Origin of the sequence: Nonomuraea diastatica (genome assembly GCF_004349015.1) — a bacterium.
In the GTDB taxonomy this organism is placed as follows: Bacteria; Actinomycetota; Actinomycetes; order Streptosporangiales; family Streptosporangiaceae; genus Nonomuraea; species Nonomuraea diastatica.
The window spans coordinates 1-9,678 of record NZ_SMKP01000283.1; the positions used below are offsets into that span (position 1 = coordinate 1).

General features: G+C 68.5%; 8 protein-coding genes and 1 pseudogene. 7 read left to right on the top strand and 2 right to left on the bottom strand.

What is annotated here, in order from left to right; all coding sequences use genetic code 11:
• Nucleotides 1–262: 262 nt before the first annotated feature.
• The gene (locus tag E1294_RS49150) at nucleotides 263–1,510 is read right to left on the bottom strand and encodes an erythromycin esterase family protein (RefSeq protein ID WP_132519327.1); all 1,248 of its coding nucleotides are present in this window, start codon (nucleotides 1,508–1,510) and stop codon (nucleotides 263–265) included.
• Nucleotides 1,511–1,612: 102 nt separating this feature from the next.
• Here E1294_RS49150 and E1294_RS49155 point away from each other — a divergent pair, with 102 nt between their 5' ends.
• Nucleotides 1,613–2,206 carry a TetR/AcrR family transcriptional regulator gene (locus tag E1294_RS49155; RefSeq protein WP_132519330.1) on the top strand — a complete coding sequence of 198 codons (594 nt, stop codon included), beginning with the start codon at nucleotides 1,613–1,615 and terminating at the stop codon, nucleotides 2,204–2,206.
• 483 nt (nucleotides 2,207–2,689) lie between these two features.
• Here the strand turns inward: E1294_RS49155 and E1294_RS49160 are convergent, their stop codons facing one another.
• A complete protein-coding gene (locus E1294_RS49160; RefSeq protein ID WP_132519333.1) occupies nucleotides 2,690–3,034 on the bottom strand; it encodes a hypothetical protein in 345 nt (114 codons plus the stop codon).
• Between the two features lie 78 nt (nucleotides 3,035–3,112).
• On the opposite strand from E1294_RS49160, the gene E1294_RS49165 reads away from it, so the two are divergent.
• From E1294_RS49165 to E1294_RS55250, 6 genes and pseudogenes are all read left to right on the top strand, one after another.
• Nucleotides 3,113–4,153, top strand: a complete 1,041-nt coding sequence (locus E1294_RS49165; RefSeq protein WP_220448389.1) for a tyrosine-type recombinase/integrase — start codon at nucleotides 3,113–3,115, stop codon at nucleotides 4,151–4,153.
• A 116-nt stretch (nucleotides 4,154–4,269) separates the two neighbouring features.
• Nucleotides 4,270–5,463: a coiled-coil domain-containing protein gene (locus E1294_RS53810; protein WP_165977918.1), complete on the top strand. Its 1,194-nt coding sequence runs from the start codon at nucleotides 4,270–4,272 to the stop codon at nucleotides 5,461–5,463.
• Nucleotides 5,464–6,036: 573 nt separating this feature from the next.
• Nucleotides 6,037–7,283 (top strand): annotated as a pseudogene (locus tag E1294_RS49180) (DUF4158 domain-containing protein).
• Nucleotides 7,284–7,365: 82 nt separating this feature from the next.
• On the top strand, nucleotides 7,366–8,292 hold the full coding sequence (locus tag E1294_RS53815) for a transposase (protein WP_165977919.1): 927 nt from the start codon (nucleotides 7,366–7,368) through the stop codon (nucleotides 8,290–8,292).
• Nucleotides 8,293–8,429: 137 nt separating this feature from the next.
• Nucleotides 8,430–9,080, top strand: a complete 651-nt coding sequence (locus E1294_RS55245; protein WP_220448390.1) for a hypothetical protein — start codon at nucleotides 8,430–8,432, stop codon at nucleotides 9,078–9,080.
• Nucleotides 9,070–9,633 carry a tyrosine-type recombinase/integrase gene (locus E1294_RS55250; protein WP_220448391.1) on the top strand — a complete coding sequence of 188 codons (564 nt, stop codon included), beginning with the start codon at nucleotides 9,070–9,072 and terminating at the stop codon, nucleotides 9,631–9,633. Before E1294_RS55245 ends, E1294_RS55250 begins: the two co-directional genes overlap by 11 nt.
• Nucleotides 9,634–9,678 lie beyond the last annotated feature (45 nt).

The following is a 9,678-nucleotide window of genomic DNA, read 5'->3' on the forward strand; positions in this document are numbered from 1 at the left end:
GCTCATCCCCGGCACCCCGCTGGGGGATCAACACTTCACATTCTTGCAGCTCAAGAGCATCACCCACGCTGGAGCAGTGGTGGGTTACTGACGTGCGCCTACCGAACGGTCTTAATTTCCGACCAGATCGCGATTGTGGGTTTTGGGCTTACCTTGGCTACACCCCTAGGTGCGGACGGTTTCTGCATCCAGATCACGACGGGCCGGAAAGGCGCGGATGGCCTCGCTGAGAGCGACGCTGGGCAGGGGGAAAAGAGCTCACTTACGAATGGGGTGCCGCTGGCTGCGCGGTGGTGTGCAGGTGTGGGAGGTAGGCCACCGCGTCCAGTGCGTCGAACACCGTAACGCCGAGGAAATGGTCGTTCTGGCGGAACGACTGGAAGGCCGCCGCGTCGTCGATATCCGGCCGGGCGGCTCGCAGGTCGGCGATGGTCAGGGCCGCGGTGGTGTCGAAGGCGGCCTCGATGCTGTCCGGTTGCGGTTCGGGCAGATGGTGCTCGGTGTACCGGAAGCCGGTCGGCTCGTCCGCGTCGACCGCCCCGGCGGCGATCCGCCCGTGGTTGCCGGTCGCGGCGATCGCGAGGTAGGCGTCGCCGAGCGCGTTTCGCAGGTGGTACCCGGCGGGGAACAGCCCGGCGGCTCCGTCATGGTCTACCTCCGTGGTACGAAGATGCACGTTGTGTACCGCGAGCACGATCTTGGCGGTGGGGTCGAGTTCGAGTTGCTGGAGGACCGACTCGGCGATGAAGGCGTCCAATGGGGTCGTCCCGGTCGCCAGTCCCTGACCCGCCATGTCCCGGTGCAGGTGGTCCACCAGCCAGGCGCCCCGCAGGTAGGTCTTGGCGGCCGCCCAGCCCGCGGGTGGTCGGGCGGCCATGCTCTCCAGCCGGGCAAAGAGCCGGCTCAGGTTCGCCGTGACCGTGTCCCGGGCAGCCTGGTCGACCGCCAGGTAGTTCTGGATGGCACGCATCGGATCCGCCGCGTGGTAGGTGCCGGCCGCCGTGATCGCCCGGTCGAGCAGGGGCAGCGCGTCCGGGTCGGCTCGCCGTAGGTAGTCGGCGACCTTCTGGAGTTCGGGCAGGGGTGACCCTCCGCCGTTACCCGCGAGAGTTCCGGCGAAGCGCACCGGATGGTTCGTCGTGGTGTTGTAGTCCCGCAGCCAGGACAGGGTGTCGTGCATTTCCGGGCAGTGGGTCAGGTCCATGGTGTTGGGGGCCGTCAGTTTGGCGATGGTGCCCGGCCCGCCGTGCACCCAGGCGTCGACGGCCTCGGCCTCGACGTACGGCGCTTCGAAGGCATACACGGTGAAACCGCACCGCTCGACGAGGAAGCGCAACAGGCGATGGCGCAGCAAGTAAAACTCCCGAACGTGGTGCGCGCTCTCGCCGATGGCGACCACTCGCGCGTCGCCGATCATGGCACGCAGCGGCGCAAGATCGTCGAGTGAAGCCGTCGGGTCGATCGTCTCGGCCGTGAACGCGTTCTGGTCCAGCCATTGCGTGAATCTCACATAACCACCTGCTGCCGTCCCGGGAGTAGCCAGATAACTTTTACAGCAGTGATAACATTAGGCATCTCTTACATGGCTGTCAAAGTTGATAGGGTGGGGGTGATGTCCGAGCAGAGCACCAGCGCCTCCCCAGCGCGTCGGCGTCGCGCCGACGCCGACCGCAGCCGAACCGCGATCCTGAACGCGGCCGCGCAGATCCTCGGGGAGCAGCCCGACGCCAGCCTCGAGGACATCGCCAAGGCCGCGGCCCTGACCCGGCCGACCGTGTACGCGCACTACACCAGCCGCGAGAAACTGATCAATGCGGTCATCGACCACGTCACCGAGGAGGTCGTGGCCGCCATGGACGCCATCGGCACACCGGATGACCAGCCAGCCGAAGTTGCCCTCGTGCGGTTGCTCGACGCAAGCTGGCGTGCCGCCGAACGCTACCCCCTGCTCCGGCGAGCGCAGCCCGCCGGACCGCAGAAAGCACACGACCTGCACCGCCCGATCTTCGACCGGTTGTCCCGGGTGATCCGGCGGGGCCAGCACACCGGCGAGTTCGGCCGTCAGCTTCCGCTGGACTGGCTGCTCGCGGCGACCGTCGCGCTCGCGCACGCGGCAGCCGAGGAGGTCGCCGCGCAACGAATGACCGCCGAAGACGCCCGAACCGTCCTCAGCGACAGCGCCCTGCGGATCCTGCGCCCCACCTGATTCACCGACGACCGTCCGCGCGGACACCACGGCATAGCGCCACGGGCCCACCAGCACGTTCGCTACCGATTGGGCGATGAGCAGTGTCGGCAGTACCTGGGCGACCGTAGTGTAGACGGCTTCCTTCCCATGTCTGCTCTTCGCTCGCCAACGACTCGATATAGCAGGGCACCCGGTCTGTATGCCTGAGTCCGCCCAATCATTTCGTCAGCGCCAACGGCTGTCCGCCGGTTTCTCAGCCCGGTCTTCGGCGCATAGCAGTAGGAACATCGCAGATCGCACATTGCTCAGCGCCACCGAGACCTGCCGTGGCGCCAGCGAAGGCAGGCCGGTGCTCATCGGGCTCCAGAAGGGCTTGAGCCCGATGCGCCCGGTCAAACAGATGTACGCCGGAGGAGGTCTGGCGAACCTTGAGCGGGACCACCGAAATATCCCGCTAGAACTCGGCCATGAGATGGACATGACTCACATCCGACGTCCGCGTTATGTGTGCTCGACCGGCGGTACGTCGCCCGGCATGGGGCCGGCGGCGATGGGAGCTCGATCGGATGACAGGTGTGCCGATTCGGTGGCATCAGTGGCATCAGTGGCATCGGTGGTATGGGCGGGATGACCTGTACCGGGCCCGGCGTCGCCGGGCAGGCGTGACATCTCTTGTTCACGCAGTAGAGCCTGTGCCACGGCGGCGGCGGTGATGGCCTCCTCGCGCTGCTGGTGAGCGGTGCGTAGCGCGCTGGTGGTGTCGGCGAGTTCGGTACGCAGCCGATCGGCCTCACCGGCGGCGTCGGCTCGGGCCTGGGCGGCGGCCTCGCGGGCCTGCTCGGCCACCGCAGCCGCGGTAACCTTCCTTATCGCGGATCAGAATCGAGGCGACCGGATCGCCTCCGAACGGGGCGGGAGACGGGCGTGCACGACGAGCAGGAGACGCCGCCGGCTCCGGCGGCACGGGAGCGGCCGCCGATTTTCGCGCTTCCAGAAAATACGGCAGACGGTGGCGGGCACACTGCCGCCGACTACTCGCTCAGCGCGCGCACCCAGGAGCGGATCGCCGACGGCGTGCCCGCCAACACCCGCCAGTGGGCCGCCTTCACCGCCTGGTGCGCCGAGAACGGTCGCATCAGCCTGCCCGCCACCGCCCACACGCTGGCCGAGTACACCTCCCGGCTGTGCGAGGCCGGACAGGCCCCGGCCAGCATCGAGCAGGCCGTCGCCGCGGTGCGCACCATGCACCGGCTGGCCGGACACGCCGGACGGCCCGCCACCGAATCTGCCCGCCTCGCGCTGCGCGCCTACAAGCGCCAGCGCGCCGAGAGCGGTGCCCGCAGCCAGCGCGAGGCCCCGCCCATCACCATCGACGTGCTCCGCGCCATGGTGAGCGCCTGCGACCTGGACACCCCGATCGGCCGCCGCGACCGGTTGCTGCTCGTGCTCGGCCTGGCCCTGATGGGCCGCCGCAGCGAACTCGTCGCCCTGCAGCGCGACGACGTGCGCGAGGTCGCCGACGGCCTGGAGGTGAGCATCCGCACCTCCAAGACCGACAAGGACTCTACCGGCGAGACCATCGCCATCCCGCGCGGCAGCCACCCGCTCACCGACCCGGTCGCCGCCTGGCGCGACTGGCTGACCGTGCTCGACCAGGCCGGACAGCCCGACGGCAGGCTCCTGCGCCGGATCAACCGGCACGGCCGTATCGGCCCCTCGCTCGGCGCCGACGCGGTCAACGTCATCGTCCGCGACCTGGCCGTACGCGCCGGCGTGCCCTACGCGCACACCGTCACCGCGCACAGCCTGCGCGCCGGCGGCGCCACCGTCGCCTACGCCGCCGGTGTCCCGGTCGCCGTCATCGCCCAACACGGTCGCTGGGCCCCCGCCTCACCGGTCGTTTTGCGGTACATCAGGGCCGTGGACCGCTGGCGCGACAACGCCATGCGCAATGTAGGGCTCTGACTGGCCAAAACGCGAAAACCGGCACTCTCGCAAGGTGGAGGCACCTCGCCGCAGCGCTAGATCAGTTTATTTTTGTTCTTGAAATTCTGGAAAATAAAAAATGCTAGACTGCCGCCGTGGCCCAAGAGACCAGCCTGGTGACTCCCTGTAAGCACTGTGGTGCGCCGATCGAGCAGCGGCGGGGGAGAGGCCGGCCCCGGGCATACTGTCCTGAGAAGGACTGCCAGGCCGCCGCCAAGCGCGAGCGGGAACTGCGGCGGGCCACGCCGGGACTCGAGGGTGCGCTGGCCAGGGCCGAGCAACTGTACGACCGGATGGAGAGCGGGCTGGCGTCGGCCATCGAGCCGCTGGCGCGGGCGCTGGCCGACGAGCTGAGCCCTGCGGGGGTCGAGGCGAAGCTGAGTGCGGTGCAGGCGGAGGCGCACACGCGGGTGGCGATCGCGCGCACTGAACGGGAGCAGGCGTTCGAGCAGGTACGACTGGCACGTGAGGCCACCGAGCACGCTCGCAGGCAGACGGCCGAGATGCGCTCACGGCTGGAGGAGGCGGAGCACGAGCGCGACACCGCGCTGGCGGATGCCGAACGGGCCCGCGAGCAGGCGCTGGCGGCGCTGCGGGAGGCGGCCAGCACAGAACGGCAGGCGCTGCAGTCGGCCGAGGAGGCGCAGCGGCGCGCGGAGCTGGCCGAACGGCAGGCCACGGAGGCGGCCCACCACATGGAGCTGGCCGAAGAGGCCAGGGATCAGGCCGTTCGGGAGCTCGCAGAGCGGGTGGAACTGGCCGAAGGGCAGATCGCTGAGGCGCGGGCGCAGGCCGTACGCACTGAGCAGGCCGCCGGGCAGGCACGGACGGAGCGCGACCGCGCGCGGGAAGAGACGGCGGCGGCCGTACGTGCTCGGGAGCAGGCCGAACGTGAGGCGGTCGGCGCCAGGGCCCGGGAGGCGGCGGCGGCGCAGGAGCGCGATCGGGCCGTGGAGCGGGCCGTCAGGGCGGAGCGGGCCGCAGCCGCGGCCGAGCTGGACCGGGCGGTCGCGCTCCAGGATGCGGCGCACGCCGCCGGTGAGGTGGAGCGGCTGGCCGCGAAGACGGCGGCCCTCGGGGAGGAGTCGGCGGCCGCGCTTTCCCGGGAGCACAAGCTGGCCTCGCGGGAGAAGTCGCGGGCTGACGCGGCGGTCAAGGAGCGCGACCGGCTGCGGGGAGAGCTGCGGCTGGAGCGGGTACGGCTGGAGGATGTGCGGGCCGAGCTGGACGCGGCGCGGGCGGAGGCGGCGCAGTTGCGGGAACGCGCGGTGGCGGCCGAGCTGCGTTGAGGCGGGCAACCCCTGAGGTGCTCCACATTCGAGCCGTTCGTCCTGCCTCGCTGGACGGTCATGACCGGGATCCACCGGGCTGCCCTTCACAGTCCGCCGGGTTGCCAGATGACTGGAAACGAAGTGTCCACGCCGGGCGGGGCCGCCCAGCTCGCGCGACGTCCGTGATCGCTATATCGCGGGATAACCGAGGTTATCCCGCAACCCCTCAAGCGCCGTGTCTCGGCTGAAGGGCTCGGCCTGCATCGTGGATCGTCGTTTGGCGACAACCTCGTCTGTCCGGTCTCGCTCGCGCCACGAGTGGTTCGCTCTCTGTTCGAGCCTCGATGCGGGCGTCCTCACATGTTCAGGCGGGCGGCGATGCCGTCGAGGCTCACCCTGGGGGGCAGACCAAGTACGGGAGAAAGGGATAGTGGGGTGTTGAGGTGCTGCTCAGAGGGTTCGTTTGTCGGGTGACGTGACCCTCCGCTTGGGTTTGGTTGCGGTTTGATGGCCACGGCCGTTCGGCACGGTTGATCAACGCTACGGTTTCCGGGGTCTGGACGCCGGGATCGAGGCGAGGGACAGCCTGGGATGACGTGGATCGAGCGGACCGCCTATCCGCAGTTCAAGCGGCTGACTTCGGCGCGGGTGCTGCATGTGTTCTTCACGCCGTCGCCGGAGGAGGTGGCCTGGGCCGAACAGCGCACCGGCAGCCCGGAGTCGTGTTTCGCCCTGGTGCTGGCGTTGAAGTGCTTCAGAAGATGGCGCGTTTCCCGTCCCCGGATGAGATTCCCGAGGTGGTGATCGACCACGTTCGGCGCTGTCTGGAGTTGGCCGAGGACGTCTGGCCGGACCATGGGTCGTTCCCGAGCGCGAAGGCGCATCGCAAGCTGGTGCGCCAGCGTCAGGGCGTGAAGTACGACGCGGGCCGGGCCCGGGCGATCGCCGCGGTGGGGATCCGGAAGGCGGCCCAGGCCAAGAACAATCCGGCGGATCTAATCAACGTGGCGATCGGGGAGTTGCTCCGGCGTCGGCTGGAACTGCTCGGGTACACGACGCTGGAGGACCTGGCCACCAGCATCCGCGCCGAGGTGAACGCCGCCATCTTCGCCACGATCCTGCGGCGGATGGGTGAGGCGGGCCGGGCCCGGATGGAGGGGTTGCTCGTTGTCGGGCCGGACGGCAAATCGACGTTCAACCGGCTCAAGAAGCCCGCCCAGCGGGCCACCTGGTCCCGGTTCCGCGAGCAGGTGAAATGGCTGGATCTGGTGGACGCGCTCGGCGACACCGACGCCTGGCTGGACGGCATCGCACCGTCGAAGATCGCCGACTTCGCGGGTGAGGCCGACGCCCAGGACGCCGACACCTTGTCGCGCTACGACCCGGTCAAGCAGGTGGCGTTGCTGGCGTGCCTGACGCACACCGCCCGGATGCGGGCCCGCGACGACCTGGCCGAGATGCTGTGCAAGCGGATGGCCGCCCACGTCAAACGGGCCAAGGCGGAGCTGGAGGAGATCCGCGCCCGGCAGCGTGCGACCAGCGAGCGGCTGATCGATACCTACCGTCAGGTGCTGGAACGTCTCGACCCCGGCAGCGAGGCCTCGGCCGCCGGACGCGAGGCGGTGGCGCGGGCCATGGAGGCGGTGACCTCGTGCGGGGCGGGCGCCGGGCAGGTCCAGGCGCTGGGCGAGATGCTGTCGGCGCTCGTGGTGCAGACCCACAGCGTGCAGGCGGTCCGGGCCGCGGTGGAGCAGGCCGGCGGGTTCGCCGCCCTGGTTTTGTTCGCGAGAGTTGACCGCGGTTGCTCGCCGGGTGTGACCGCGGTCCTCTGTCGGTGAAGTCATTGTTCGTGAGTTTTGACCACATGGTGTGGCTTACGGTGAGACACTGGATGCGCTTCGTGATGAAGGAGCGTCCCTCATGCCCTCGTCGAAGGTCGATCTGTACGCCGCGATCCGCCGGGATGCCCGCTTGGGAATGTCGGGCCGTGCGATCGAGAAGAAGTACCGGGTCGGCCGACGGACGATCGTCAAGGCCCTGGCCTCTGCGTGGCCCGAGCCGCGGAAGCAACTGCCGCCCAGGGCGTCGAAGCTGGACCCATTCAAGCCGGCGATCGATCAGATCCTGAAAGCGGACCTGGACGCACCGCGCAAGCAGCGGCACACCGTCACAAGGATCTGGCACCGGCTGATGGACGAGCACGAGATGACGGACGTGTCCTATCCCGTGGTCCGGGCTTACGTCGCCGAACGCAAGCCGCAGATCCGGGCGGAGGCCGGTCGAGGCCCGGCCGAGGTGTTCATACGGCAGTCGCACCGCCCCGGCGATGAGGCGGAAGTCGACTTCGGCGAGGTCGTGATCCGGCTGGCCGGGCAGGACGTCAAATGCTTCCTGTTCTGCCTGAGGCTGTCGTTTTCCGGTAAGGCGGTGCACCGGGTCTCCTTATCAGGCGGGCAGGAGGCGTTCTTCGAGGGCCACGAGCACGCCTTCGGTGTCCTGGGAGGGGTGCCGGCCGGAAAGATTCGCTACGACAACCTCAAGTCCGCGGTCGCGCAGGTGATCGGGTTCAGCCGGTCGAGGGTGGAGACCGACCGGTGGACCGCATTCCGCTCCCATTCCCCGTTGACTGAACTGCGGGGAGAGTTTCCCCAGTTCAGCGGACGTGTGCGGGGATGGTGGGCTACGGTGCCTGGCCATGTTCGCAGACGAGGAACCACGGCGGGATCTTGCCCTATTGGCCGTCCCGTTGGTCGGCGTGGTGGAGGACACCGGCGACCCGTGGCAGCCGTTCCGCTTGGTCGACCGCGACGGTGTGGTCGTCGAGGGCGTGTCGGCGTTCATCCATGACTTGCAAGCTCGTGGGCGATCGACGGCGACGTGCCGCTCCTATGGGATGGACCTGTTGCGCTGGTTTCGTCCTGTTAACTGCACTATGTCTCTGATCTTCAGCTGGATGAAGCGTCCAGCCTTGCGAGGAGTGTGGTGTGGTCGAGAACGTACGACGTGCCGTGATGGAGGGACAGTGCTCGGTTCCGTCGGTCGGGTCGGTGGTCGCGGGAACGGCTCCGTTGCTTCCGTGTCTGGTGGTTGATGCCGACGGCGCCGAGGTGGAGCCGGTCAGCGGCTATCTGCGGTATCTGATGCTGGGGGATGTCAGTCCCTTGACGTGCCGGAGCTATGGGTTCGGGTTGTTGCGGTGGTATCGGCTGTTGTGGTTCCTACAGACCTCGTGGGATACGGCCACCGAGGCTGAGGTCGCGGTGCTGGTGGGATGGCTGCGCGAGGCCCGCAATCCGCAGCGGCTCCGTCGTCGCCCTGGTTCACCGCCTGCGGGCTCGGTGAACCTGAAGACAGGTAAGTCTTCGCTGCGAGCCGGCTACGCGCCCCGTACGATCAACCACAACCTGACCGTGATCAGCAGCTTCTACGGCTTCCACGCCCGGGTTGGCGCTGGACCGGTGGTCAATCCGGTGCCGGCCTCGCGGGAAACGTCGCCAGGCTCTCGCGCACCGTTCTCCGTTGGAGCCGGTGCCGACCGTCCGCCGGAGCCGTCTACGCCAGAAGGTGCCTGTTCAGGGACCGCGAGCGATTCCCGATCACCTGTGGGACGAGTTGTTCGCTCAGATGCGTTGTGATCGCGACCGGGCTCTGCTGGAGTTCTACGTGTCCTCGGGGGCCAGGGCCAGCGAGTTACTCGGGGTGGGGTTGGACGACATCGACTGGCCCAGTCAGTTGATCTACGTGGTCAGCAAAGGTACTCGAGTCCGACAGCCGGTTCCAGGCTCTCCAGACGCCTTCCGTTACCTGGGCAGATACCTGGCCACCGATGGGCTCCCGGCACCTGGTCAGCCAGTGTGGCGCACTCGCCGCGGCGTTCCGCGCCCATTGACCTACTGGGCGATGCGACGTGTCCTGCAGCGGGCCAACGAGGTGCTCGGCACGAACTGGACCTTGCACGACGCCCGTCACACCGCTGCGACGAGAATGGCCCGAGACGACAGGCTCACCCTGGCCGAGGTGCAGACAATCCTGCGGCACGCACACCTGGACACCACAGGGCGCTACCTCACCGCCCGGGTGGAGGACATGCACGACAAGCTCCAAGAGCACTACACCCAGCCCCGGCCACAGCGCACCTTCGCCGCCGGATACGACCCCGATGACATCAAGACGGTGTTCGGTGGATGACCTGCGAGCCCCAACCTTGCCGAGCCGAAAGGGCATCAGCCGCTT

Coding starts and splice junctions, on each gene's coding strand:
- E1294_RS49155 (WP_132519330.1), top strand. CDS start 1,613: ATGTCCGAGCAGAGCACCAGCGCCTCCCCAGCGCGTCGGCGTCGCGCC.
- E1294_RS53815 (WP_165977919.1), top strand. CDS start 7,366: ATGCCCTCGTCGAAGGTCGATCTGTACGCCGCGATCCGCCGGGATGCC.
- E1294_RS55250 (WP_220448391.1), top strand. CDS start 9,070: ATGCGTTGTGATCGCGACCGGGCTCTGCTGGAGTTCTACGTGTCCTCG.